The sequence below is a fragment of the Oceanicola granulosus HTCC2516 genome, from assembly GCF_000153305.1.
Classification (GTDB): domain Bacteria; phylum Pseudomonadota; class Alphaproteobacteria; order Rhodobacterales; family Rhodobacteraceae; genus Oceanicola; species Oceanicola granulosus.
Map to the genome: position 1 here is coordinate 161,332 of NZ_CH724108.1, position 24,549 is coordinate 185,880.

Consider the following 24,549-nt stretch of genomic DNA (forward strand, 5'->3'; position numbering starts at 1 on the left):
AACACGAAGGCGCCCCCGCATGAAGTCCGAGAGCCGCCTGATCGACCTTGCCATCCGCTACGGCTTTCTCGTGCTGCTCGCGGGCCTCGTCGTGCTGTTCTCCGTCGTGGCCCCGGGCTTCGCCGGGGCCTACTCAGCGGTGTTCATCTTCCAGTCCGTGGCGATCACCGGCATCCTGGCCCTCGGCGTGACCTGCACCCTCGTCGTCGGCGGTTTCGACCTGTCGATCGGCTCGGTCGCCACCAGCTCGCTGATGCTCTCGGCCTACGCGATGGTCGTGCTGGAGATGTCGGCCGTGACGGCGGTGATCCTCTGCCTCGTCATGGGGGCCGTCGTCGGGCTGGTGAACGGCATCCTGATCGTGCGCTTCAAGGTGCCGGACCTCCTCGCCACGCTGGGCATGATGTTCCTGCTGATCGGCCTGCAGCGCATTCCGACCGAAGGACGCTCCATCGCCACGGGCATGACGCTTCCCGGCGGCGGGACCGCGGAAGGCACCTTCTCGCCCGGTTTCTTGCAGCTCGGCCGCCACCGGTTCGACCTGTTCATCGAGAACCTGCTGCCCGCACCCGTCGTGGTCTTCCTCGTCGTGGCGCTGGCGATCTGGGTGTTCCTCGAACTGACCAAGCACGGGCGCCTGATGTACGCGATCGGCTCGAACGAGCGGGCCGCGGGCCTCGCCGGCGCCAACGTGAACCGCTACAAGATCGCCGCCTACATGATCTCGGGCGTCACCGCCTCGATCGGCGGCATCCTCCTGGCCGCGCGCCTGGGCCGGGGCGATATCGCGAGCGGCAACAACCTGCTGCTCGACAGCGTCGCCGCCGCGCTGATCGGCTTCGCCGTGCTGGGTGCGGCCAAGCCAAATGCCTTCGGCACCGCCATCGGCGCGCTCTTCGTGGGCGTGCTGCTGCAGGGGCTGACCATGATGAACGCGCCCTACTACACGCAGGACTTCGTGAAGGGCGCGGTGCTCGTCATCGCGCTGATGTTTACCTTCGCCCTGTCCGAGCGGAAGAAGTCGGGTGGCCACTGAACGACCACGAATCGCAACAGGAGGTAAAGCGATGACACTTTCCAGACGGGCCCTGCTGGCCCTCACCACCGGCGCGATCTTCGCCGGAGGCGCCGCTTCGGCGCAGGACATGCCCGCTCCGTTCGACAACCCCGACGACGTGGAGATCGCGCTGGTGCGCTACCTGTCCACGGGGGACTTCTTCCAGGCCTATCTCGGCGGCGTGGAGGCGCAGGCCGAGGCTCTGGGCGTGAACCTGCGCGTGCTCGACAGCCGGCAGGACGCGGCGCTGCAATCCGACATGGTCGACCAGGCGATCGCGCTGGGCGTGGACGGCATCATCATCCAGCACGGCCTGACCGAGTCCATGCAGGCCGCAGCCCAGCGCGCGGTCGATGCCGGCATTCCCGTCGTGGCCTTCGACGTGGACGTGGAGAACGAGGCGATCCCGCAGATCGAGCAGTCGGACTACATGCTGGGCAGCCTCGCGCTCGAGCAGGCCATCGCCGACAACGGCGACGCCTTCCGCGCCGCGTATGTATACGTGCCTGGCATCGCGCCGCTCGACCGGCGCGACGTCGCGTGGCAGGACGTGCGCGAGGCCAACCCCGGCATCGAGGAGGTCGCGCAGTTCGGCACGCTCGACAACCCGATCGCCAACTCCGTCGCCAACCAGGCGCGCTCGGTCCTGCAGGCCAACCCCGACATCACCGTTGTTTTCGCCCCCTACGACGAGTTCGCCAAGGGTGTGAAGATCGCCGTGGATGAAAGCGGGATGAGCGACCAGATCGACATCTACTCCGCCGACGTCTCCACCGCCGACATCTCGGCCATGCGCGAGCCGGGCAGCGCCTGGGTCGCGACCGTGGCCACCAACCCCGCCGTGGTGGGCGAGGTCTCGGTGCGGACGCTGGCGATGATGCTCGCCGGGGAGGAGCCGGGCGAGAGCGTCGTGGTGCCGCCGACGCTGATCACGCAGGACTTCCTGAACGAGAACGACATCTCGAACATGGACGAGCTGGCCGCGATGATGCCGCAGTTCGCCCATTCCGACGTGTCGGTACCGGACTGGATGCCCCTGCCCCCGCGGAACTGATCCCGCGCGGACAGCACGACCGGAGGCCCCGGCCGCGGGGCCTCCGGCAGTAATCCGAGCGGCCACTAGCGCGCTCAGGCGCAGCGCACGCGCAACGGCGGGTGGCCCGAGAAGGTGACCGTGGCTTGCTCGCCCGGCGCGATCGGGTGAACGCCGGTCAGCGCACCGGTCGCGACCCAGGTGCCCGCCGGGAGGGACCGGCCGCGGGCGGCGAGGTTCGCGAACAGGAAGGCGAGCGACGCCAGCGGCCCGCCGGGCAGGCAGGCGGGGGAACCGGATGGGTAGCTCCTCTCCCCGACGGCGACCGTAACCTCGGGCCGTGCGGGGGCGTCGAGAACCGCGTCCGGGAGCGGCGGCCCGACGCCGACGGCGAGGCTGTTGCCGTGGTCGCAGATGGCGCCGAGGGGGCCGAGGGCGAGAATTTCGGAGCACGGGCTGCCGGCGATTTCGACGCCGGCGAACTGGCCGTCGACCATGGCCCGCAGGTCCGCGGCGCCATCGGGTGGCTCGTCCGGCACGAAGTCCCGGGCGAGCCGCAGGACGATCTCCGCCTCGATGGCGGCGAAGCCTCCGGGGATCGGGTCGAACGACAGCTCGTGCGAGGGCGCCTGCAACAGCGCGGGGGTCGGCCCGCAGAAGCGCTCGAGCGGCAGACCGAAACGGCGATCGGGCTGCACGTAGCCGACCTTCCACGCGGCGGGCGTGGCCTCCCGCAGCGTCAGGTCCTGCACCGCGTAGGCGTCCGAGAGATCGGTCGGGATCTCGTTCCGCGAAAGGCGCAGCGCGGTGCGCGTGCGGCGTGCGGCCACGAGCCTTGCCGCCAGGGCGGCAGGATCGCGGCTCACGACCGGCCCTCGCGGCGGCGCGGCCAGACGGGACGTCGGCGGGCCCGGAACGCGGCGATGCCTTCGGCGAAATCCGGCCCTCCGTAGGTCTGGGCGACCAGGTCCGTGTCCTCGGCCTCGCCCGGGGCCAGACGCCGCAACAGGGTGCGGGTCGCGGCGAGCGTGGCCGGTGCGCCGACGGCGAGGCGGGCGGAGAGGTCGCGGGCGGCGCCCTCCAGCGCGTCGGCCTCGACGAGATCGAGCGCGAAGCCGCAGGCGCGGGCCTCGTCGGCGCCGATCAACTCCGACAGCAGCAACATGCGCCGCACGCGGTTGACGCCGAACTCGCGCTCCAGCCGCGCCAGGTTGCGCGCCGACAGCATGTTGCCAAGCGTCCGGGCCACCGGCACCCCGAGCCGTGCCGCGGGGGTGACGAGCCGGAAGTCGCACGCCGCCGCGAGGATCAGGCCGCCGCCGACCGCCGGTCCATCGACGAGCGCGACCGTCGGCGCGGGCAACGCCTCGAGCGCAGCGACGACCTCCTCGACCCGCGCCTCGTAGGCGAGGCCGCCGGGGCCGTCGGTGACGCTGGCGAGGTCCGCCATGTCCGTTCCGGCGGCGAAGGCGCCCGCCGCGCCCGTCAGCCAGACGCTGGTGACGTCGGAGCGGCCGGCGAGGGCCGCGCAGTGGGCGGCGAGCTCGTCGTACATGGCGAAGGACAGCGCGTTGCGCGCGCTCGGCCGGTCGAGGGTGATGCGCGCGATCCCGTCAGCCACGGCCAGCGTCACCTGCCCCGGTTCGGCGCTCACGGGCGCAGCCCCAGCTCGGCGAGGATCGCGTCGGTATGCTCGCCCAGCAGCGGCGGCGGCAGGCGGACCCGCTGCGGGGTGCCGCTCATGTGGACGGGGAAGCCGATGGACTTGTAGCGCCCTTCCACCGGGTGCTCGACCTCCATCACCACGCCGCGCGCCTGCGCCTGCGGGCTGTCGAGCGCCTCGCCGTAGTCGCTGATCGGCCCCGCCGGAACGCCGGCGGCGAGCAGGCGCTCGACCCAGTGCGCGCGGGTCCGGCCCATGAACGTCGCCTCGAGATGGCCGATCAGCCGCTCGCGGTGCTCCATGCGCAGCGCGTTCGTGGCGAACATCGCGTCCTCGGGCAGATCGGGCCGCTCGATGACCGCGCAGAGCCGCGCGAACAGCCTGTCGTTGTTGGCGCCGAAGACGAAGTGCCCGTCCGACGCCCGGACCGCCTGGTAGGGCGCGGCCATGCGGTTGGCCGTTCCGATCCGGCCGGGCACGCGGCCCGTGCCCCAGTACTCGGAGATGTCCCAGATGGCGAAGGCGAAGCCGGCCTCGTGCAGGGAGGCGTCGATGTACTGGCCCTCCCCCGAGGCCTGCCGACCGATGATCGCGGAGAGGATGGCATAGAGCGTGAATAGGGCGCAGCCGATGTCCGTCACCGGGACGCCCGACTTCGCCGGCGGGCCGTCGGAATGGCCGGTGATGCTCATGATCCCCGAGGCGGCCTGCGCGATGAGATCGAAGCCGGGGCGGTCCGCCCACGGCCCGGTCTGCCCGAAGCCGGAAATGCTGGCATAGACGATCCGGGGATTGCGGGCCCGGACGCTGGCGTAGTCGATGCCGAGCTTGGCGACGACGCCGGGGCGGTAGTTCTCGACGATGATGTCCGCCGTCTCGGCGAGCCGGAGGAACGCCTCGCGCCCCTCCTCCGACTTCAGATCGAGAACCACGGAGCGCTTGTTCCGGTTCATGTTGAGGAAGCCGAAGCTGTCGTCGCCCTTCATCTTGAAGCCCATGGCCCGGCGGGTCTGGTCGCCGCCGCCCGGCGGCTCGACCTTTATGACGTCGGCGCCCATGTCGCCGAGCATCATGCAGCAGAACGGCCCCGCCATGACCTGGCTGACGTCGAGCACGCGCAGCCCCTCCAGCGGCAGGCGCGCCGCCTCTTCCGAACCCGGCATCGCAATCTCCCTTTGCATTTTGAATACAATACACAGTATGCAGGATCAGGCAACGGATTCGGGAACGGACGCTTGGCCGTGCACGTGACGCAGACGATCCACCGCAAGAGCCTGCACGACGAGATCGTCGCGCGGCTCCGGACCATGATCGAGGACGGCACGCTGCAGCCGGGTCAGAAGGTGCCGGAGCAGGCGCTCGCCGGGCAGATGGGGATCTCCCGGACCCCGCTGCGCGAGGCGCTGAAGACCCTCGGCGCGGAGGGCCTCCTCGTCCTGCGGCCGAACCGGGGCGCGGTGGTCGCGGTGCTGACCGAGGCGGAGATCGGCGAGCTTTTTCCGATCATCGGCGCTCTCGAGGCGCTGGCGGCGGAGCTGGCCTGCGCGACGGCAAGCGCCGAGGACATCGCGGCGCTGCGGGACCTGCACGAGACGATGCGCGCCGAGCATGCGCGAGGCGATGAGGTCGCCTATCGGCGGACCAACCGGACCTTCCACGCCCGGCTTGTCGACCTCGCCGACAACGGCGCGCTGCGGGACTATTACGAGCAACTGCACCGGCGCATCCACGCCGCGCGCTTCATCCTGTCGAAGGCGCCGGCCGACTGGGACAGGGCCGTTGCGGAGCACGAGCGGATCGTCTGCGCGCTCGAGGCGCGCGACGCGCAGAGCGCCGGGCAGCTGCTGCGGGAGCACCTGAGCGTCACGGCAGCCGATGCCATGCGGCGGGCGCTCGAGCGAAGCCGGGCGGAGGAGTAGGCGGCCATGCGCGCGGACGTCATCAGGTTCGACCTGCCCGACCCGGGCGACGTCTCCGCGCTGGCCGGGGCCATCGACGCCGGGCGCGTCGATCCGGGGCGCATCGTCGCGATCATCGGCAAGACGCACGGCAACGGCCTGGTGAACGACTACACGCGGGGCTACCTGACGCAGTCGCTGCTGAAGCTCCTCGCCGCCCGGACGGGCGAGGCGGAGGCCGGTCTGCAGGCCCGGATCCCGATGGTGTTCTCCGGCGGTGTCGAAGGGGTGCTGTCGCCGCACTTCATCGTCTTCGCGGTGCATGACGACGAGGATGCGCCCACCGAGCCCGGGCTCGCGGTCGCGACGGCGATGACGCCGCCGCTCGGCCCCGAGGACCTGGGCCGCCAGCGCCAGATCGACCTGACCGCCGCGGCCGTGGAGGAGGCGATGGCCCGCGCCGACATCCACTCGCCGGACGACGTGCACTTCGTGCAGGTGAAGGGGCCGGCCTTCGCACAGGCGGACTTGGCCGGCGCGGCAGATGGCCTGGCCTCCGACGATCCGGGCAAGCTGATGGGATTCTGCCGGGCGGCATCCGCCATAGGGGTCGCCCGGGCGCTGGGCGAGGTGCCTGCCGCGGAGGCGAACGAAGCTGCGGTGCTGCGGGATTTCTCCGTCCGCTCCAACGTCGCGAGCTGCTCCGCGGGGTTGGAGGTCTCGTGCAACGAAGTCATCGTGATCGGCATGGCCCCCGGCTGGAGCGGGCCGCTGGCCATCGCCCACGCGCCGATGGCCGACGCGCTCGACGTCGCTGCCGTCCACCATGCCCTCGCGGGAGTGGGGCTCGCGGCGGCGCCGCAGCTCGCGGCGGGTGACGCCGCTCGGCTGCGCGCGGTGTTCGTGAAGGGGGAAGCGGCCCGGTCGGGGCTGATCCGGGGGCGCGGCCACACGATGCTCAACGACGGCGACATCGACCAGCAGCGCCACATCCGTGCCGCACTCGGGGCCGTGGTGGCGGCGACGCTGGGCGAGACGCAGCTCTTCGTCTCCGGCGGCGCCGAGCACCAGGGACCGGCCGGCGGCGGGCTCGTCGCCGTGATCGCGGAGCGGACGTGAGTGGCTCCCGTCCCCTCTGGGCCTTGCCCGCCCATGCCCTGCGCGCCGGCTACGCCGCAGGCGATTTCACACCGCTCGACGCGCTCGAGGCCTGTCACGCGCGCACCGACGAGGTGAACGGACGCCTCACCGCGCTCGTCGCCGAGGATCGCGCGCTCGCGGCGGAGCAGGCCGGACGCGCCACGGAGCGCTGGGCGGCGCAGGCGCCGCTCTCCCTGCTCGACGGGGTGCCGATCACGATCAAGGACAACCTCCACGCCGCCGGCCTCCCCGCGACGTGGGGCAGCCGTCTCCACGACGGCCACCGGCCCCAAGCCGACGAGCCCGCGCTGGCCCGACTGCGGGAGCGCGGCGCGGTCTTCTTGGGCAAGACGAACGTCCCCGAGTTCACGCTGCACGGCTACACCGACAACCCCCTCTTCGGCCCGAGCCGCAATCCCCTCGCGCCGGCGCTGACGCCGGGCGGATCGACGGGCGGCGGCGCGGCGGGCTGCGCGGCGGGGATCGGAGCCATCGCTATCGGCACCGACGGCGGCGGCTCGACGCGGCGGCCCGCGGCGCATTGCGGGCTGTGGGGCTTCAAGCCGTCGGTCGGCCTCACGTCGCGCCGGGGCGGGTTTCCCCAGATCCTCGCCGATTTCGAGGTCATCGGCGCGCTCGCCCGCGCCGCCGCCGACCTCCTGCCGGCGATCGACCTGCTGAGCGACATCGGCCTGCCCCGGACGGACCGCTTCGCCCAACCCCTGCGCATCGGGCTCTTCACCGCCGCCGGCGGCCGGCCGGTCGAGCCGCGCATCGCCGCGGCCGTCGAGCGGCTCGCAGAGGCCTTCGCGGCGGCCGGGGCCGAGGTGACGCCCGTGGCGGCGCCCTTCGAGCCCGAGAGCATGAATGCCGCCTTCGGCACCATCGCGCAGGCCGGGCTGGCCTGGCACCTGGACGGCGTGGACGGCTGGGAGGCGCAGGTCGGCGCTCCGCTGGCCGAGATGGCGCGCGCCGGCGCGGCGCTCACCGGCGCGCAGGTCTATGCGGCGATGGCGGCCTGTCATGCGATGCGCTGGCAGGCGCGGGCGGCGTTCGAGGCCTGCGACCTGCTGCTCTGCCCAACCACCGCCGCCCTCGCCTGGCCCGCCACCGGAATCTATCCGCCGATCATCGCCGGACGTCCCGCCGATGCCAGGGGCCACGCCCTGTTCACCACGTGGGTCAACATCGCCGGCCTGCCCGCCGCGTCCGTCCCGCTCGGGGAGACGCCGGACGCCGGCGGCATTGGCGCACAGCTCATCACCCCGCCGGGGCGCGACCACGCGCTGCTCGACCTGATGATCACCCACCCCGCGCTCGCCGCCCTCGCGGCCCACGATCCGGAGAAGGAGATCCCATGACCGACGACCTCGCTGGCAAATGCATCCTCGTCACGGGCGCGGGCGACGGCATCGGACGGGCCGCGGCGCGGCTGTTCGCCGAGGCCGGCGCGCACCTCGTGCTGGTGGACCGCCACGGCGCGCAGGCCACCGCCGACGCCCATTGCCCCGGCGCGCTCGCGGTGGAGATGGACGTGCGCGACGGCGCCGGCTGGGACCGTCTCGTCGCCGAGGCAACGGCGCGCTTCGGCGGGATCGACGCCCTCGTCAACAACGCCGGCATCGCCGTGCCCGGCGACACGGTGACGGACGCGAGCGAGGAGATGTGGGACGACATCCTCGACATCAACGCCAAGGGCGTCTGGCTCGGGATGCGGGCGGTGCTGCCGGGGATGGTCGAGCGCGGCGGGGGCCACATCTGCAACGTCGCTTCGACGGCCGCTCATATCGGCCTGCCCGGCGCCGCGGCCTACTGCGCCTCGAAGGGCGCGGTGCTGGCCCTGACCCGGCAGGCCGGGGTGCAGTACGCGCCGCTCGGCATCAAGATCAACTCGGTCTCCCCGGGCACCACGATGACCGGCATCCAGAAGAACGTCACCGACGCCCAGCGCGCGGCCTTCCTGCCGCTGACCCCCATCGGCCGCTTCGCGGAAGCCGACGAGGTCGCCCGGGTGATCCTGTTCCTGTGCTCCGACGGCGCGTCGTTCATGGCCGGCGCGGACGTGAGCGTCGACGGCGGCATGGTGGCGATGTGACCGTTCTCGTCACCGGGGGTGCGGGCCTGATCGGCATGGCCCTGCGCGCGCGGCTCGCGCGCGACGGACGCGCCGTCGTGGCCACCGACATGTCGCGCCACGGCCGCGACGATCCCGAGCTCGTGGTCCTGCCGCTGCAGGACGGCGAGGCGCTGGAGCGGCTGGCGCGCGAGCGCGGCGTGGAGGCCATCATCCATTGCGGCGCGATCTCCGGGCCGATGCACGCGCCCGGCCGGCCGCTCGAGGTGGTCGACGTCAACATCCGCGCGAGCGCGGTCCTGATGGACATCGCCCGCCGGCTCGAGATGCGCCGCTTCGTGATGTGCTCGTCCATCGGCGTCTACGGCAATGCCGGTCCCGGGCGTATCGGCGAGGACCTCCCCCTGCACCCGACCTCCGTCTACGGTGCCAGCAAGGTCGCCGGCGACGCGCTGCTCGACGGTTTCGCCGCCGAGTACGGGCTCGACGGGGTCGGCCTGCGCATCGCCCGGGTGTACGGCCCCTATCGCAGGGGCGACTGCCTGCTGCGCCAGATGGTCGACGACGCACTCGCGGGCCGGCCCTCCGAGATCGCCTGCGACCCGGAGATGCCCTACCACTACGTCCATGCCGACGACGTCGCCGACGCGCTCGTCGCGGCGCTCGCCGCCGACCGGCTGCCGGGGCGGGTCTACAACGTCAGCGGGCCCGCCCCGGCGCGGATGCCGGACATCGTGGAGACCTTCCGGACAATCTGCCCGGACGCCCGCGTGCGGCTGGTGGCCGGCACCGATCCCGTCGCGGACGACCAGCGGGCATTCGACCTGTCGCGGATCCGGGACGACCTCGGCTGGCGACCCGCCATCGGCCTGCGCGACGGGCTCGAGGCCCTGCTCGCGTCGGTCCGCTCGGGGCGCGCCGCGGGCTGAGACCCCGGCATCAGTTCCAGCCGAACTTCCAAGCGCCGTGCTTGCTGCGCGAGCGCGCGGTGCGGAAGCCGACGATGATCAGGGCCGCCACCGTCACCACGTAGGGGATCAGCTGCAGCAATTGCGGCGCCGCGCCGGTGACCTGCGGCAGGCGCACCGACAGCGCCGTCGCGAGGCCGAAGAGCAGCGCGACGAGCGCCGTCCAGCCGGGATGGCCCTTGGCGAAGAAGATCGCGGCGATGGCGATGAGGCCGCGCTCGGCGGTCATCTGGTTGGCGAACAGCGACACGTAGGCCAGCGACAGGTAGGCGCCGCCGAAGCCGCAGAGCACGCCCGAGAGCAGCATCGTCTGGAACTTGATCGAATCGACGTTGACCCCCGCCGCCGCCGCCGCCTCGGGCGCCTCGCCGACCATCCGCACCCGCAGCCCCCAGCGGGTACGGTACAGGCACCAGGCCACGAGCGGCACCAGCAGCCAGGCGATGTAGACCAGCAGCGTGTGCCCGCTGACGATGCCGCCGACGACCGGGATCGACTCGATCACCGGCAGATCGAGCGTCGGGAAGCGCGGGATCGCGCTCGACATGAACACCCCGTCCTCGCCGAGGATGCCCTTGAGCAGCAGCGCGGTGAGGCCGTAGGCCATGAAGATGATCGCGATGCCCGCGATGAAGACGTCGGCGTTGAGCTTGAGCGTGAACACCCCCAGCAGGGCCGACAGCATGGTCGCGCCGAGCACCGCCACCAGGATCGCCAGCTCGAGGCTGCCGGTGAAGTGGGCGGTGGCGATGGCGGCGAAGGCGGCGATGATCATGAAGCCATCGAGCGCGATGTTCAGCATCCCGGCCTGGTAGCTGAGCAGCCCGCCCATCGCCGCGAAGACGAGCGGCGTCGAGACGCGGACGGCGGAGAAGGCGATTTCGATCAGGTCCATGTCAGCGGTCTCCTGCGGTCACGTGAGGGCCTTCGGCCGGTGGATCGGATCCCGGCGCGGCGGTCTGGGAGCGGCCGAGCTTCAGCCAGTCCCACGACAGCTTCGCCGCGAGGACGAGCACGACGATGAACTGCAGCACCTGCACCAGGTGCTTGCTCAGCCCGGTCATCATCTGCAGCACCGCGCTGCCCCCGTTGAGCGCGCCGAACAGCAGCGCCGCGAGGGGTACGGCGAGCGGGTTGAACTGCGCCAGCATCGCCACGGCGATCCCGTCGAAGCCGTAGCCGGGCGAGAAGTCGTCGTAGTAGGCGCGGTACTGGCCCAGCACCTGCTCCGCCCCGGCAAGGCCGGCGATGCCGCCGCTCACGAGGAAGACCGTCAGCGCCCGGCGGCGCACGTCGACGCCGCCGTAATAGGCGAACTTGGCGTTCTTGCCGATCATCTGCCACTCGAAGCCGCGCATCGTGCGCACGTTGACCACCGCGAAGATCAGGCACAGCACCAGCGCGAAGATGAGGCCGGTGTTGGCCTGCGAGAACAGCGAGAAGGTCGACAGCTCCGCCGTCGGCTGGATGTCGGGCAGCTTGTTGGTGGGACCCGGCGCCTTCAGCACGCGCGTCGACAGGTACCCCGTCAGCAGCAGCGCGATCGGGTTCATCATCAGGCAGACGACGATCTCGTTGACGTTGAGATAGACCCGCAGCAGCGCGGGCAGCAGCGCCCACACCAGCCCGCCGACGAAGGCGGCCAGCAGGCAGAGCGGCAGGTGGATCAGCGCCGGCAGCTCGACCGCGTAGCCGACGTAGCCGGCGCAGAGCGCACCGACGAGCATCTGCCCTTCCGCCCCGATGTTGGCGAGGCCGGCGCGGAACGAGATCGCCACGGCCAGGCCCGTGAAGATCAGCGGCGACATCATCTGCAGCGTCACGAGGAAATTGGGCATCCCGACGAGGCTGCCCGAGATCAGCAGACCGTAGACCTCGAGCGGGCTCTCCCCGAGCGCCAGCACGAGCAGCGCGCCGAGCAGGAACGAGATGAACAGCGCGACGAGCGACGCGGCGATCTTGCCGAAGATGGGGCTCGCGGTGATCGACCGGCGGGCCGGCGGGACGGAGACTTCAGCCGACATGGGCGGTCCTTTCCGGGGATGCGCCGTCACGCGGACGGTCTTCGAGGCCGCCCATGTACCGGCCGACCTCCTCCTGGTCGGTGTCCTCGGCGGCGAGATCGGCGACGATGCGGCCGCGGTAGATGACGAGGATCCGGTCGGAGATGGAGAAGATCTCGTCGAGATCGGCGGAGATGACGAAGACCGCCCTGCCCGCGTCGCGCATCTCGACGAGAATGCGGTGGATCGACTCGATGGCCCCGATATCGACACCCTGCGAGGGTTGCTCGGCGATGATGAGCGGCGCCGGGCGGGTGAGCTCGCGGGCGATCTGCACCTTCTGCTGGTTGCCGCCCGAGAGCGAGCCGGCGAACTTGTCGATCTCGCCGCCCCTGACGTCGAACCGCTCGATCAGCTCCCCGGCGCGCTTGCGGGCCGCGCCGGTGCGCATGAACGGCCCCCAGCGGAAGCTCTCGAGGTGGCCGATGGACAGGTTTTCCCAGAGGCCGCTTTCGAGCGACAGGCCCACGTGGGCGCGGTCGGCCGGGACGTAGGCGAGTCCGAGGTCGCGGTTGTCGCCGGGCGTCCGCCCCGTCGGCTTGCCGCAGATCTCGATGTCGCCGCTCGCGCGCCGCCGCAGACCGGCGATGCACTCGACGAGCTCGTCCTGCCCGTTGCCCTGCACCCCCGCCAGCCCGACGATCTCGCCCGCGCGGACATCCAGCGACAGGTTGTCCACGGCCACCTCGCCGCGCTCGCCGCGCGCGCACAGATCGCGGATCCGCAGCAAGGGCGCGCCGAGCTCGCTCGGCGGCGCCTTGTCCACCCGCAGGATGACGGAGCGGCCCACCATGAGCGCCGCGATCTGCTGCGCGGTCACGTCGCGGTTGTCGAGGGTGGCGACGATCCGGCCCTGCTTCATGACCGAGATCCGGTCGGACACGGCCAGCACCTCGCCGAGCTTGTGGGTGATGAAGACGATGGTGTTTCCGGCCGCCGCGAGATTGCGCATCGTGTTGAAGAGCTCGCGGGTTTCCTGCGGCGTGAGCACCGCCGTCGGCTCGTCGAAGATCAACACCTCGGCCTTGCGGTAGAGCGTCTTGAGGATCTCGACCTGCTGGCGCAGGCCGACCGCCAGGTCGCCGACCACGTCGCCGGGCTGGACCTCGAGCCCGAAGCGGCGGCTGATCTCGGCGGTCTCCTCGGCGGCGCGGCGGCGATCGAGGCGGTTGAAGCCGCGGGTCGGCTCGGAGCCGAGGATGATGTTCTCGGCGACGGTGAAGGAATTGGCGAGCTTGAAGTGCTGCGGGACCATCCCGATCCCGGCGGCGATGGCCTCGTTGGGCGATCCGTAATCCACCGGCTCGCCGCGCAGCAGCACCTCGCCGCCCGAGCGGGGCAGCAGCCCGTAGAGGACGTTCATCAGCGTCGACTTGCCGGCGCCGTTCTCCCCGACCAGCGCGTGGATCTCGCCGGGGCGCAGGTCGATATTGGCGTCGTGGATCGCGGTGAAGTCGCCGAAGCGCTTCACGACGTTGCGCATCTCGATGACGGGAGCTGGCTCGCTCATGGCAGGGTCTCCGGCTTCGGGCGGACGGTGGGCCGGCCGCGGCACGGGCCGCGGCCGACGGTCTCCTGCGGGCGCTCAGAGCTCGGAGGCGTTGCGCACGGACGGCGGCGTCGCCATCGGCGGCTCGCCCATCATCTCCTGCCCGGCCTCGAGGTCGAAGTAGTTGGGCACCACGATCTCGCCGTCGAGCAGCTTCTGGCGCAGCTCCTCCACCTCGGCGAGGACCTCGTCGGCGATCAGCCCCTCGTTGTGCTCGTCCATCGCCGCGGCGACGCCGTCCTCGGCGAGGCCGTAATAGAGTACGCTGCCGCCCTGGAAGCTGTCGTCGGCGACCGAGGCGATCATGTCGTAGGCCTGGGTGTCGACGCGCTTGACCATCGACGTGAGCACCGAGCCGGGCGCCATGTAGTTCTGGTTGCTGTCGACGCCGATCGCGAAGGTCCCGGACTCGACCGCCCCGTCGATTACCCCCGCGCTGGTGGCGCCGGCGACGGCGAAGTTGATGTCGGCGCCCTCGGCGACGTTGGCGAGGGTGTATTCCTTGCCGCCCGCCGGGTCGGTGAAGGAGCCGGTATAGGTCTCGATCACCTCGACGTCGGGGTTGGCCATCTTGGCGCCGTAGTAGTAGCCGATGAAGAAGCGGTGGATGATCGGGATGTCGGCGCCGCCGACGAAGCCGATGGTGCCGGTCTCGGTTTCCTTCGCGGCGATCCAGCCGACGAGGAACGAGCCCTCCCAGTCCTTCGTGACCGTCGAGACGACGTTGTCGGCGATCGGCTCGGGGCCGACGTCCACGAGCCCGAATGCCTGGTCGGGAAACGCCTCGGCCACGGCCCGCATCGGTTCGATCATGTCGAAGGACGAGCCGATGATGATGTCGAAGTCCTGCCCCGCGGCCCGGGCCAGGGTCGACTGGAATTCCGAGACGGCCCGCGGCTGGATGACCACGAACTCGGCCCCGAGTTCCTCTTCGGCCCGCTCCATCCCGGCGAGCATCATGTCGTTGAAGGACCTGTCGCCGAGACCGGATTCCGACGTCACCATCGCGACCTTGATCTCGGCCTGGGCCGAGGGCGCGATCGCGGCGCTGGCGACGAAGAGCGCCCCCGCGATCCAAGACTTGAAAGAGTTCAGCATGTCTTCACATCTCCATGTTGCTTGTTGCTTAGGGTTCGCGCTTCTCGAGGGCGCTGTTTCGCTCGTCTTCCGACGGCCTCATGCGGCGGCCCGGGCCGCGCGCGCGGCGGCCATGAAGGCCTCCACCCGCTCGGGCACGAACCGTCCAACGGCACTTCCGCTATCCTTCATCGAACTCGACACAATCGCTCCGCTGGCATTCTCCATCGTCTCTTCGAAATTTTCCGCCGTGACGCCGCCCCCTAGGAGCACGTGCGCGGCGGGATGAGCCGCCCGGGCGCGCGCTGCCATGTCGAGCGTCGCGGCGTGGCTCTTGCCGGTCACCACCACCGCGTCGGCCCCGCCGAGGCGCAGCGCGAAATCAAGGTCTTCCTCGAAACCGGAGGTGGCGAGCGGCGTGCCGGTGCGGTCGTGGACGTCGGCGAGGATTGCGATGTCGCCGCCACCGCAGCCGCGGCGCGCGCGCGCCGCGGCGTGGGCGCGACCCTGCTCGAGGCCGAACGGCGTCACCATCGCGCCGACGAACACCTTGATCCGCACGAAGTCCGCTCCCGCCGCCGAGGCGACGGCGAACATCGCGTCGACGTCGTTCTCGAGCATGTTCAGCCCCACCGGGCACGCCGCGATGCGCCCGATCTCGACGGTCGCGCGGGTCATCCAGGCGACTTGCGCCGCGGTGGCCGCGTGGGCGACGGGGATGTCGCCGAGGTTCTGCACCATCAGCCCGTCGATGCCGTTGTCGGCGAGCACCCGGGCCTCCTCGAGCGCCGCCTCGAGCACCTCGCCCACGGGCGCGCCGCCGTAGTTGGCGCCGCCCGCGAGCGGCGGCAGCTGGACCATGCCGATCACCGGCCTGCCGCCGCGGGCGAGCATGTCCAGCAGGCGGCTCACTTGGCCGCCACCATGTCGTCCGCGTCGAAGTCGGCGGATTCGAAGATCTGGCGGAAGTTCACCTGCTGGCGCTTGGGCTCGTGGAAGCCGAGGAACGGGATCTCCTGGACCCGCGAGATCTCGCAGCCCAGGTGCTCGAACGGCAGCTTGTAGACGAACGGCGTCAGCGCCTCGGGCACCCCGTCGGGCATCTGGAAGTGCACGTCGGCCGCCGCCGCCGCTTCCTCGTCGCTCGCCGCGGCGATCATGATGACGCGCCCGCCCATCTCGCGCGCCGCGCGGGCCTGTTCGAGGCCGCGCCGCCGACCGCGCCCGGGCGGCAGGATGATGAACGTGTCGACCGTCTCGTTGGTCATGAAGTAGTGCTCGTGCGCCCACTCCTCGAGCTGGGAGAGGTGCGCCGGCCGGGTCAGGCTCTCGAACCATTTCGCCATCGCGAAGTAGGCGGTGGCGTAGTTCGGCCCGCCGCCGACGATGACCGTGTGGCGGTCGCGGGTGAAGCTCGGGGCGATCTCGCGGGCGAGGTCGCGCGTCGGCGCCTCGGCCTGCCGCATCGACTCGCCCACCGCCTCGAGCTCCGTCACCAGCGCCTCGACGGCGTCGGCATCGAGATTGCCCAGCCGCTCGCCGATGGCGATAGCCGCGGTGTAGAGGCCGAGCATGGACGCCGTGTAGGTGATGCTGCCGGGCGTGACGACACGGGTGCCGTCGCCAAGTTCCTTGATGTTGGGGGTGGCGTTGACCTTGATCAGCGTCTCGGCCGCCTTGGCGAGCTTGTTGTCTTCGCTCACCGTCACCCCGAAGGTCCAGGCGCCCCGCTCGCGGGCCCGGCGCACGCCCTCGATGGTGCGCGACACGGTGCCGGAGTTGGAGATCCCGAAAACGAAGGAGTTCGCCGGCAGGTCCTCGACCAGGTAGTGCGAGAATTCCAGCGCCTCGACCGGCTCCACGGTGAGGCCGGTCACCTTCATCATGTACTGGCGCGCGGCGATGGCGGCACAGTAGCTGTCGCCGCAGCCGATCATGTAGCCGTGCACGAGGTGGCCCGGCTCGCGGTCCTCCAGCGACTTGCGCATGGCGTCCAGCATCGGCCGGACGCTCTCGACCACGAAGTCGGGCTGCATCGCGATCTCGCGCAGCATGACGGTCTTTTCGTTTTCCACTTGGCAGCTCCTTGGCGTCTCGTGTTCGGTTTCAGAGCGGGTGCGTCTCGACGCGCTCCCGCAGGATGTTCAGGCGTTCGGCGACGTCCTCGTCGGTCGCGGCGACGAGCGCGTCGGGGCCATGCGCCGCGACGGCGAAGGAGGCCGCGACCGAGCCGTGCAGCCCGGCGGCCAGCGCCGTGCCCCGGGTGGCGAAGCCGACGAGGGCACCGCCCGAGAAGGCGTCGCCCGCCCCCGTCGCATCCACCACGCGCCCGGCGCAGCTGGGAATGCGGACGTAGTCGGGCGCGTCGCGCTCGTGCAGGATCACACCCTCCGCGCCGAGCTTGATCGCGACGACCGGCGTCTCGGGCGCACGCTCCCGCAGCCGGCGCAGCATGTCGGCCGGCGGCCCCTCGGGGAGCATCGCCGCCGCGTCCTGGAGGCTCGGCAGGAACAGGTCGACCGCCCGCAGCAGCCGGGCGATCTGGGCCGGCGGCACCTCCGCGAGCTTGCGATCGTCGGGATCGACCGCGATGACCCGCGTGCCGCGCTCCCTGAGCCCCAGCGCCAGGTCGAGCTGGAGGTCCCACGGCAGCGGCGCGAGGTGGGCGCACCTGGCGGCCAGGTCGCGGATGTCCTCGAGCCGGGGGCTGTAGTCGCGCCAGTCGCGGACGTGGCGGCGGAAGACGAAGATGCGCGAGCCGTCCGCCTCGTAGAGCCCCCAGTCGCGCAGGGTTTCCGCGACGGGCGTGCAGCGGTCCAGGCTCACCCGCCGGTCGAGCAACTCGACCGGGTAATCCGCGCCGATCGGCGCGACGACCTCGACGAGGTGCCCCCAGATCGCGACGCCGAGGGCCGAGTAGATGGCGTTGCCGCCCGGGGTCCGCCACTTCGTCGTGCCGTCGTCGAACACGAGGTCGTCGATGGTCACGTTGCCGAGCGTGGCGAACCCCTGGCTCATAGCGGCATGCCCCAGCGCATCGAGGTGAAGCGGATCACCTCGCTGTTGTGGTAGTTCACCGAAAGCAGAACGGCCCGGTGGTCGGCATCGCGATGCACCTCGCTCATGCGCAGCAGCGGCGCGCGGCGCGGCATGTCGAGCCTCTGCGCGACCATCGCCGTCGCCGGCACCGCCTCGAGCGCCGACTGGCTGTGGGAGACGACGATCTCCAGATCTTCGCGCATGAAGCGGTAGAGCGAGCGGCCGTCGAAGGACGAGACCGCCTCGAACGTCACCTTTCGCTCGTCGAGCACGATATACTCGTTCGCCCAGACGAACGGCCGGTCGTCCACGAGGCGGACCCGCTCGATCCGCGCGACCTCGCCCCCTTCGGGAAGCTCGAGTTGCTTCCGCAGCTCCTCGTCGGCGACCTCCCGGGTGATCTGCAGGTCGCGGCACGACGGCTCGCCGCCGGAATCGCGGATCATGTCGGTCATCGAGCGCATCAGCTCGAGCGAGCCGGTCATCCGGCGGCCGCCGGCGATGACGAAGGTGCCGACGCCGTGGCGCACGTCGAGCAACCCCTCCTGCGCCAGGATGCGGATCGCCTCGCGCAGGCTCGGCCGGCTGACCTGCAGCTCCGCCGCGAGCTTCGCCTCCCCGGCGAGCTTGTTGCCGGGCTGCAGCTGGCCGCTGAGGATCAGGTCGCGCAGCGAGTTCGCGACGCGCTGGACGAGATCCTCCCGCCCGGTCCGCCCGGACCAGATGCGGCCCCTGAGTTCCTCGATCTTGGTCGATTGCACGTCGTGTCCTCTCTCTCGCAGTCAGGCTTGCACGGGATCATTTACCGATCAAGGGGCCAGAGGTCAAAAGTCTGACCTCTTGCCTTTACCCTAGGAAAGTCACAGGCTCGACGGCAGTCGAATGGCTGATCGAGAGGGGCCGACAGATGGCACACCACATCCTGCACGCGACTCCGGAGACGGTCCTCTGGGGCCGATTCGGCGCCGCCATTCCGCCCGTCCTGACGATCGCGCCGGGCGATACGGTCGAGATCGAGACGCTCAGCGGGCTGGCGGAGCTGTTCCCGCCCGAGGGCTCCGGCATGACCGTCTCGCCGAGCCTGCGCGCCATCAACGACGCCGGCCTGCCCTTCCGGTGGGGCCACCTGCTGACAGGCCCCATCGCCATTGACGGGGCGCGGCCCGGCGATGTGCTCGAGGTCGCCATCGAGGAGATCGCGCCCGGCGCCGACTGGGGCTTTACCGCCGTCGAACCCTTCGACGGCACGCTGCCGGAAGACTTCGTGATGCCCGAGCGCGAGCTCACCCATTTCCCGATCGACCGCGACGCCGGCGTCGCCCGGCCACCATGGGGCGGCACCCTGCCCCTGCGGCCCTTCTTCGGCGTCATGGGCGTCGCGCCGCCGCCAGAGTACGGGGAGATCTCGTCGCGCGAGCCGCGCAAGCACGGCGGCAACCTCGACAACCGTCGGCTCGTCGCGGGCACCCGAGTGCAATTCCCGGTGTGGGCCGACGGTGCGCTGTTCACCTGCGGCGACGGCCACGGGCTGCAGGGCGACGGCGAGGTCTGCGTCACCGCGCTGGAGACAGCCCTGACGGGCCGGCTTCGCTTCGAGCTTCACCCCGCCGGAACCCTGCCGCCGCGCGACCTGCCACGGGCCTTCGGCGCCGACAGCCTGATCTCCATGGGCTTCGGTCCCGACCTCGACGCCGCGCTGAAAATCGCCCTGCGCGAGATGATCGTGATGATCCGCGACCTGACGGACCTGCCCGCCCTCCAAGCCTACCAACTCTGCTCTCTCACCGCCGACTTCGCCGTGACGCAGTCAGTTAACGGCGAAAAGGGCATTCACGGCGTCCTGCCGCGCAGCGCGCTCGACGGGGTGGCGCAATGAGGGTGCTCGTCACCGGCGGCGCCGGGCTCATCGGGATGGCCCTGCGGCGCGGGCTGGCGGCAGCCGGCCACGAGGTCGTCGCCGTCGACATCACCGACTTCGGCCGCGACGACCCCGGTCTAGTGTTGCTGCCGCTCTCCGATATTGAGGGCCTCGCCAGGCTCGCCGACGCCCGCCGGATCGAGGCGATCGTCCATGGCGGCGGCGTCTCCGGGCCGATGATGATGCGCGACGATCCCGCCGGCATCGTCGCCACCAACACCGTTTCCACCGCCGCCCTTCTCGATATCGCCCGCCGCCGCGAGGCGCGCTTCCTGCTGCTGTCGAGCCACGTCGTCTACGGCGAGACGGGCGACGCGGTCATCGACGAGGACCGCCCCCCGCGCCCGACGACGACCTACGCCGCGAGCAAGGCCGGGGCGGACGCGCTCGTCGCCTCCTTCCGCCACGAATTCGCCGCCGATGCCGCGAGCCTGCGGCTGACCCGCGTCTACGGGGCCTACCGGCGCGCCAATTGCTTCCTGCGGCAGGCCATCCTCGACGCCGCCGCCGGCCGCGAGACCGTCATCAAGTGCGACCCGGACTTCCCCTACCACTACCTCTACGTCGAGGACATCGTCGGCGCGGTGGCCGCCGCCCTCGCCGCGCCGAAGCTGGCGCATCCGGTCTACGACGTCACGTCCGGCGAGATCCTGTTCATGCCCGAGATCGCCGACATCCTCCGGGCGACCCTGCCCGGAGCCCGCATCACCCTCGTTCCCGGTCGCGACGACGCGCCGGAGGTCCAGGCGGCCTTCGCCGCCCGCCGCCTCACTGCCGACACCGGCTGGCACCCCGCCTGGCCGCTCCGCAAGGGCCTCGCCGACTATGCGGCGCGGCTCGCGGCCGAGCCCGGCGCGGCCGGCTGAGCATCAGGCGGAGGTGTGCGGCCGCCCGAAGGTCTCGGTCATCAGCGTCACGAAGGCCTGACGATCGGCGTCGAACGCGACATGACAGTTCGGCGCGCGCTTGGTGCGGAATTCGTGATCCACCACCGTCCGCCCCACCGTGTACTCGCCCAACGTCTCGATGACGCAGTTGACGTGACGCGTCGTGATGACGTCGGGCTGGACGAGGTAGGCGATGCAGAGCGCGTCGTGCACCGGCGCGGTCTCGGGGATGCCGGTGGGCTGGTTGGTCTGGTAGCCGTTGATGCGGTAGTCGATGATGCTCGCGGCGGCGGTGCCCGCCGGGGTGCCCAGGTCGCGCATCGCGCGGGTCTGTTCCAGCGAGACGAGCGCGCGGTGGGTGGCGTCGAGCGGCACGAGCACGATCCGCTCGAACCCCGCCTCCATCACCACCCGCGCCGCCTCCGGGTCGGCCCAGATGTTGAACTCCGCCGCGGGCGTGATGTTGGACTTGTCCACGGCGCCGCCCATGATCACCAGTTCCGGCACGTTGCGCACGAAGTTCGGATCGATGGCGATGGCGGCGGCGAGATTGGACAGCGGCCCGACCGCGACCAGCGTCAGCTCGCCCCGCGCCTCGGCGAACGCGCTCACGAGGTATTCCGGCGCCGACATCCGCTGCTTGCGCGAGCGCGCCGGCGGGATCGGCAGCTCGTCCATGTGGACCTTCACGTCCTTCTTGATCGCGCGCGGCACCGGGAAATCCCGCCGGACGATCGGCCGCTGCAGCCCCTCGTAGACGGGGATGTCGCCGCGCCCGATGTGGTCGAGCGTGCGCAGCGAGTTATCGGTGCAGTGCTCGACCGGCACGTTGCCGTTGACCGTCGTGACGCCGACCAGCTCCAGCTCGGGATGCAGCGCCGCCAGCATGATCGCCACCGCGTCGTCCGTCCCCGTGTCCACGTCGAGTATGAGCTTGCGGGGCATGATGCGGTCCTTCCGATGATGTCTGACCTCTGACTACCACCAGCGCACGCTCGGCGCAACGGCAACAGCCGGCCAGCTTCATACCGGATACTTCAAGAGGCCACGGGCTTCAGGCCGGCCAGGACCGTCGCCAGCGGCAGGATCGCGGCGCCGAGGAACATCGGGCCGGGGCCGAGGCTGCCGCTGACGAGGCCGGCGATGGCGGGGCCGAGGATGCTGCCGGCGGCGGTGGCGAGGAGGACGGCGGTGAAGCTCAGCGACGGCAGCGCGGGGAACAGGCGCTCGGACCAGAACGCGATGACCGCGCTCGTCACCATCACGTGCACCCCCTGCAGCCCCGCCGACGCCACCAGCCCCACCCAGCCCGGCAGCGCGCCCGCCAGCGCCAGCGAGGCGGCGCCCGCGAGCATCACGCCGCGCGCCAGCCAGGGCAGCCCGAGGCGCGCCTCGACCCGCCCGGTCGCGAGCCCGGTCAGCCCGAACAGCCCGTAGGAGATGAACACCGCCGCACCCGCCGCGCCCTGCGGCAGGCCGGGCAGGCCGCTCCCGGCGTAGCGGTCGGTGGCGAAGGAGATGTAGATCGCCGAGGTGACGCCGAAGACAAAGGCGAGGGCGAAGAGCGGCACCGCCTCGCGCCGCAGCAGGTCGCGCCAGCCGCCGGGCGGCGCGTCGTCGGGCGCCTTCTCCACGTGGCGCAGCGCCGCCCAGTTGCCCGCGAGCGCCAGGGCCGCGAGGGCGGCGAAGATCGCCCAGCAGATGCGCCAGTGGAAGCCCGAGAGCGACATCGCCAGCGCGATGGACGCGGCGACGACGACGCCGACGGTGGTGCCGGTGCTGATCTCCGACAGCGCCGTCGGCCGGTCGGTGTCGCGGATCTTGCGGTGCACCGCGTCGTTGAACGGGGTCCAGGCGAAGCCCGCGCTCGCGGCGGCGAGGAAGACGCCGCCCGCCAGCACCGCGACGTTGGGCGCGGCCGTCACCGTCATCAGGCCCAGCGCCGCCGCGGCGAGGCCGGCGAGGACGGGCACCTTCGGCCCCTTCCGGTTCAGCAGCCACTGGGCGACGAGCAGGCCGAGGAAGAAGCCCGCGAAGCCGAGGCTCGAGACGATCCCGACGGTCGCGGGCGACATGCCGAAGGCGGTGCGGAACTCGGGTACGAACAGGCCGAACCCCATCCGGGCCGGTCCGTAGCTGATGGCGGTAGCCGCGAAGCCGGCGGCGGTCAGGCTCTTGAAGTAGGTGATGGCGCGCTCCCCTGCGCCGCAAACGCCGCACGGGAGCCCTTGTTCCTGCAGCTCCCGCCGGCGGCGGGCCCGCCCGCTAGGCCCCTGCCGTCTCGCGCACGCGAGCGATCAGCGCCTCGCCCGCCTCCTTGCGCTCGGAGTAGCGGTCGACGAGGTGGTCGCGGATGTCGCGGGTCAGGAGGGTGAACTTCACCAGCTCCTCCATCACGTCGACGATCCGGTCGTAGTAGGGCGAAGGCTTCATCCGGCCGTTGTCGTCGAACTGCTGGAAGGCCTTGGGGACCGACGACTGGTTGGGAATCGTCAGGCAGCGCATCCAGCGGCCGAGCAGGCGCATCTGGTTGACGCTGTTGAAGCTCTGCGAGCCGCCGCTGACCTGCATCACCGCGAGGGTCTTGCCCTGCGTCGGGCGCACCGCGCCGAGCGAGAGCGGGATCCAGTCGATCTGCGCCTTCATGATCCCGGTCATCGCGCCGTGGCGCTCGGGGGACGACCAGACCATGCCGTCGCACCAGCTCACGAGGTCGCGCAGCTCGGCGACCTTGGGGTGATCGGCGGGCGCGTCGTCGGGGAGCGGCAGGCCGGTGGGGTCGAAGGTCCGGGTCTCCGCGCCCAGCCGCTCGAGGATGCGCGCGGCCTCCTCGGCGGCGAAGCGCGAGAAGCTGCGGGCGCGCAGCGAGCCGTAGAGCAGCAGGATGCGCGGCGGCGTGGCGTTGGCCGTGGCGGGCGCGAGGGCGGCCGGGTCGACCGGGCGCAGGTGGTGCGCGTCGAGCGCGGGCATCTCATCCGACACGGCGGCCTCCCTCGTCGAGGATCATCTGGCCGTCTTCCTTGTAGAGCGGCCCCGGCGGCATCTGCTCGAGCAGGTCGAGCACCTGCTCCGACGGCCGGCAGAGGCGCACGCCCTTCGGCGAGCAGACGATGGGCCGGTTGACCAGCACCGGGTGCTCCAGCATCGCGTCGAGCAGCGCCTCGTCGGAAACGGCCGGATCGGTCAGGCCCAGCTCCTCGGCCGGAGACTTGCTGGTGCGCAGCGCCTCGCGCGGCGTCAGGCCGGCCGCGGCGAACAGCGCCAGAAGCTGCGGCCGGGTCCAGCCCTCCGCGAGGTAGTCGATCACCACCGGCTCGGTGCCCGAGCGGCGGATGATGTCGAGCACGTTACGGGAGGTGCCGCAGGCGGGGTTGTGGTGAATCACGATCATCGGGATCTCCGGGAGTGGCGAGGGAGTCGAGGAGAGGCCGGCAGCTTTCGGGCCGGCCGCCGCAGCAATCCTCGAGCAGGTACGACAGCAGTCCGCGCATCCGGTCCATGTCGGCGAAGTAGCGAATCCCCCGCCCCTCGCGCGCCTTGCGCACCAGCCCCGCGTTGAGCAGGACCGCGAGGTTGGTCGACATGGTGTTCTGCCGGACGCCGAGCGCCTCGGCCACCTCGCCCGCGAGCATCCCCGCGCCGCCGGCCTGCACGAGCAGCCGGAAGACGTCGAGGCGGGTGTCCTGCGCGAGCGCGGCGAGGGAGGAGAGGGCGGCGAATTTGTCCATAAATCTGGATTACCCGATATGTCGAACTGGCGCAAGAGGCTGACGTGCGGAGGCGGGCGCGCTACGCTGCGGGCCGAACGGGAGGCGCAAGATGGCAGGCCACAAGATCTACGCGATGAGCTTCGGCTCGGTCTATCCGCACTACGTCGCGAAGGCCGAGCGCAAGGGCCGGACGCAGGCGGAGGTCGACGAGATCATCCGCTGGCTCACGGGCCACGATCAGGCCGGGCTGGAGGCGGTGATCGCCGACGGGACGGACTTCGAGACGTTCTTCGCCGAGGCCCCGGCCCTCAACCCGGCGCGCGGCGCGATCAAGGGGGTGATCTGCGGCGTGCGCGTGGAGGAGATCGAGGAGCCGACCATGCGGGAGATCCGCTACCTGGACAAGCTGATCGACGAGCTCGCGAAGGGCAAGGCGATGGAGAAGATCCTGCGGCGGGCCTGATCGTGCCGCC

At 71.2% G+C, this 24,549-nt stretch carries 26 protein-coding genes; 10 read left to right on the forward strand and 16 right to left on the reverse strand.

Going from position 1 to position 24,549, the window contains the following annotated elements; genetic code table 11:
• Nucleotides 1-19 precede the first annotated feature (19 nt).
• Both OG2516_RS13175 and OG2516_RS13180 read left to right on the forward strand, forming a co-directional pair.
• Entirely contained in the window at nt 20-1,036 is a 1,017-nt protein-coding gene (locus OG2516_RS13175; RefSeq protein ID WP_007256189.1) for an ABC transporter permease, read from the forward strand.
• Nucleotides 1,037-1,067: 31 nt separating this feature from the next.
• A complete protein-coding gene (locus OG2516_RS13180) occupies nt 1,068-2,111 on the forward strand; it encodes a substrate-binding domain-containing protein (RefSeq protein WP_007256190.1) in 1,044 nt (347 codons plus the stop codon).
• Nucleotides 2,112-2,185: 74 nt separating this feature from the next.
• On the opposite strand, the gene OG2516_RS13185 is transcribed toward OG2516_RS13180, so the two are convergent.
• Genes OG2516_RS13185 through OG2516_RS13195 form a run of 3 tightly spaced genes read right to left on the reverse strand, consistent with a single transcriptional unit; the run spans nt 2,186 to nt 4,916 of the window.
• Nucleotides 2,186-2,956, reverse strand: coding sequence for a hypothetical protein (locus OG2516_RS13185; protein WP_040615842.1), 771 nt, complete (start codon nt 2,954-2,956; stop codon nt 2,186-2,188).
• Nucleotides 2,953-3,744 carry an enoyl-CoA hydratase gene (locus tag OG2516_RS13190; protein WP_007256192.1) on the reverse strand — a complete coding sequence of 264 codons (792 nt, stop codon included), beginning with the start codon at nt 3,742-3,744 and terminating at the stop codon, nt 2,953-2,955. Before OG2516_RS13190 ends, OG2516_RS13185 begins: the two co-directional genes overlap by 4 nt.
• Nucleotides 3,741-4,916 (reverse strand): CaiB/BaiF CoA transferase family protein, encoded by a 1,176-nt coding sequence (locus OG2516_RS13195; protein ID WP_007256193.1) that lies wholly within the window; start codon nt 4,914-4,916, stop codon nt 3,741-3,743. Before OG2516_RS13195 ends, OG2516_RS13190 begins: the two co-directional genes overlap by 4 nt.
• Nucleotides 4,917-4,994: 78 nt before the next feature.
• Here OG2516_RS13195 and OG2516_RS13200 point away from each other — a divergent pair, with 78 nt between their 5' ends.
• Genes OG2516_RS13200 through OG2516_RS13220 form a run of 5 tightly spaced genes read left to right on the forward strand, consistent with a single transcriptional unit; the run spans nt 4,995 to nt 9,794 of the window.
• Complete coding sequence (locus tag OG2516_RS13200) at nt 4,995-5,672, forward strand: GntR family transcriptional regulator (protein ID WP_050769179.1); 678 nt, start codon at nt 4,995-4,997, stop codon at nt 5,670-5,672.
• 6 nt (nt 5,673-5,678) lie between these two features.
• Complete coding sequence (gene atzD, locus OG2516_RS13205; RefSeq protein WP_007256195.1) at nt 5,679-6,770, forward strand: cyanuric acid amidohydrolase; 1,092 nt, start codon at nt 5,679-5,681, stop codon at nt 6,768-6,770.
• Nucleotides 6,767-8,152, forward strand: a complete 1,386-nt coding sequence (locus tag OG2516_RS13210; RefSeq protein WP_083788606.1) for an amidase — start codon at nt 6,767-6,769, stop codon at nt 8,150-8,152. Before atzD ends, OG2516_RS13210 begins: the two co-directional genes overlap by 4 nt.
• Nucleotides 8,149-8,886 carry an SDR family NAD(P)-dependent oxidoreductase gene (locus tag OG2516_RS13215; RefSeq protein WP_007256197.1) on the forward strand — a complete coding sequence of 246 codons (738 nt, stop codon included), beginning with the start codon at nt 8,149-8,151 and terminating at the stop codon, nt 8,884-8,886. Before OG2516_RS13210 ends, OG2516_RS13215 begins: the two co-directional genes overlap by 4 nt.
• Nucleotides 8,883-9,794: an NAD-dependent epimerase/dehydratase family protein gene (locus OG2516_RS13220; RefSeq protein WP_007256198.1), complete on the forward strand. Its 912-nt coding sequence runs from the start codon at nt 8,883-8,885 to the stop codon at nt 9,792-9,794. The genes OG2516_RS13215 and OG2516_RS13220 overlap by 4 nt, the downstream gene beginning before the upstream one ends.
• A gap of 10 nt (nt 9,795-9,804) precedes the next feature.
• Here the strand turns inward: OG2516_RS13220 and OG2516_RS13225 are convergent, their stop codons facing one another.
• The 8 genes from OG2516_RS13225 to OG2516_RS13260 all read right to left on the reverse strand — a co-directional run bounded on the left by OG2516_RS13225 (nt 9,805) and on the right by OG2516_RS13260 (nt 18,322).
• The gene (locus tag OG2516_RS13225) at nt 9,805-10,728 is read right to left on the reverse strand and encodes an ABC transporter permease (protein WP_007256199.1); all 924 of its coding nucleotides are present in this window, start codon (nt 10,726-10,728) and stop codon (nt 9,805-9,807) included.
• 1 nt (nt 10,729) lies between these two features.
• Complete coding sequence (locus tag OG2516_RS13230) at nt 10,730-11,857, reverse strand: ABC transporter permease (RefSeq protein ID WP_007256200.1); 1,128 nt, start codon at nt 11,855-11,857, stop codon at nt 10,730-10,732.
• Nucleotides 11,847-13,406, reverse strand: a complete 1,560-nt coding sequence (locus OG2516_RS13235) for an ABC transporter ATP-binding protein (protein ID WP_007256201.1) — start codon at nt 13,404-13,406, stop codon at nt 11,847-11,849. Before OG2516_RS13235 ends, OG2516_RS13230 begins: the two co-directional genes overlap by 11 nt.
• 75 nt (nt 13,407-13,481) lie before the next feature.
• Complete coding sequence (locus OG2516_RS13240) at nt 13,482-14,543, reverse strand: BMP family lipoprotein (protein WP_007256203.1); 1,062 nt, start codon at nt 14,541-14,543, stop codon at nt 13,482-13,484.
• A 78-nt stretch (nt 14,544-14,621) separates the two neighbouring features.
• Nucleotides 14,622-15,434, reverse strand: a complete 813-nt coding sequence (locus OG2516_RS13245; RefSeq protein WP_007256204.1) for a BtpA/SgcQ family protein — start codon at nt 15,432-15,434, stop codon at nt 14,622-14,624.
• Entirely contained in the window at nt 15,431-16,597 is a 1,167-nt protein-coding gene (locus OG2516_RS13250) for an SIS domain-containing protein (protein WP_007256205.1), read from the reverse strand. Before OG2516_RS13250 ends, OG2516_RS13245 begins: the two co-directional genes overlap by 4 nt.
• Nucleotides 16,598-16,628: 31 nt before the next feature.
• A complete protein-coding gene (locus tag OG2516_RS13255) occupies nt 16,629-17,540 on the reverse strand; it encodes a carbohydrate kinase family protein (RefSeq protein ID WP_007256206.1) in 912 nt (303 codons plus the stop codon).
• Complete coding sequence (locus OG2516_RS13260) at nt 17,537-18,322, reverse strand: GntR family transcriptional regulator (RefSeq protein WP_007256207.1); 786 nt, start codon at nt 18,320-18,322, stop codon at nt 17,537-17,539. Before OG2516_RS13260 ends, OG2516_RS13255 begins: the two co-directional genes overlap by 4 nt.
• Before the next feature lie 146 nt (nt 18,323-18,468).
• Between OG2516_RS13260 and OG2516_RS13265 the strand changes: the two genes are divergently transcribed.
• Together OG2516_RS13265 and OG2516_RS13270 are read left to right on the forward strand one after the other, a co-directional pair.
• Nucleotides 18,469-19,437, forward strand: coding sequence for an acetamidase/formamidase family protein (locus OG2516_RS13265; protein WP_007256208.1), 969 nt, complete (start codon nt 18,469-18,471; stop codon nt 19,435-19,437).
• Nucleotides 19,434-20,345 carry an NAD-dependent epimerase/dehydratase family protein gene (locus OG2516_RS13270; protein ID WP_007256209.1) on the forward strand — a complete coding sequence of 304 codons (912 nt, stop codon included), beginning with the start codon at nt 19,434-19,436 and terminating at the stop codon, nt 20,343-20,345. The genes OG2516_RS13265 and OG2516_RS13270 overlap by 4 nt, the downstream gene beginning before the upstream one ends.
• A 3-nt stretch (nt 20,346-20,348) precedes the next feature.
• Here the strand turns inward: OG2516_RS13270 and OG2516_RS13275 are convergent, their stop codons facing one another.
• The 5 genes from OG2516_RS13275 to OG2516_RS13295 form a co-directional block, all read right to left on the reverse strand.
• A complete protein-coding gene (locus OG2516_RS13275; protein ID WP_007256210.1) occupies nt 20,349-21,311 on the reverse strand; it encodes a nucleoside hydrolase in 963 nt (320 codons plus the stop codon).
• Nucleotides 21,312-21,403: 92 nt separating this feature from the next.
• A complete protein-coding gene (locus OG2516_RS13280; protein WP_342626097.1) occupies nt 21,404-22,606 on the reverse strand; it encodes an MFS transporter in 1,203 nt (400 codons plus the stop codon).
• A 25-nt stretch (nt 22,607-22,631) separates the two neighbouring features.
• Nucleotides 22,632-23,336, reverse strand: a complete 705-nt coding sequence (gene arsH, locus OG2516_RS13285; RefSeq protein WP_040615845.1) for an arsenical resistance protein ArsH — start codon at nt 23,334-23,336, stop codon at nt 22,632-22,634.
• 1 nt (nt 23,337) lies between these two features.
• Complete coding sequence (arsC, locus tag OG2516_RS13290) at nt 23,338-23,757, reverse strand: arsenate reductase (glutaredoxin) (RefSeq protein WP_040615846.1); 420 nt, start codon at nt 23,755-23,757, stop codon at nt 23,338-23,340.
• The gene (locus tag OG2516_RS13295) at nt 23,714-24,094 is read right to left on the reverse strand and encodes an ArsR/SmtB family transcription factor (protein ID WP_007256214.1); all 381 of its coding nucleotides are present in this window, start codon (nt 24,092-24,094) and stop codon (nt 23,714-23,716) included. The genes arsC and OG2516_RS13295 overlap by 44 nt, the downstream gene beginning before the upstream one ends.
• Nucleotides 24,095-24,185: 91 nt before the next feature.
• Here OG2516_RS13295 and OG2516_RS13300 point away from each other — a divergent pair, with 91 nt between their 5' ends.
• Nucleotides 24,186-24,539 (forward strand): DUF2200 domain-containing protein, encoded by a 354-nt coding sequence (locus OG2516_RS13300; protein ID WP_007256215.1) that lies wholly within the window; start codon nt 24,186-24,188, stop codon nt 24,537-24,539.
• Nucleotides 24,540-24,549 lie beyond the last annotated feature (10 nt).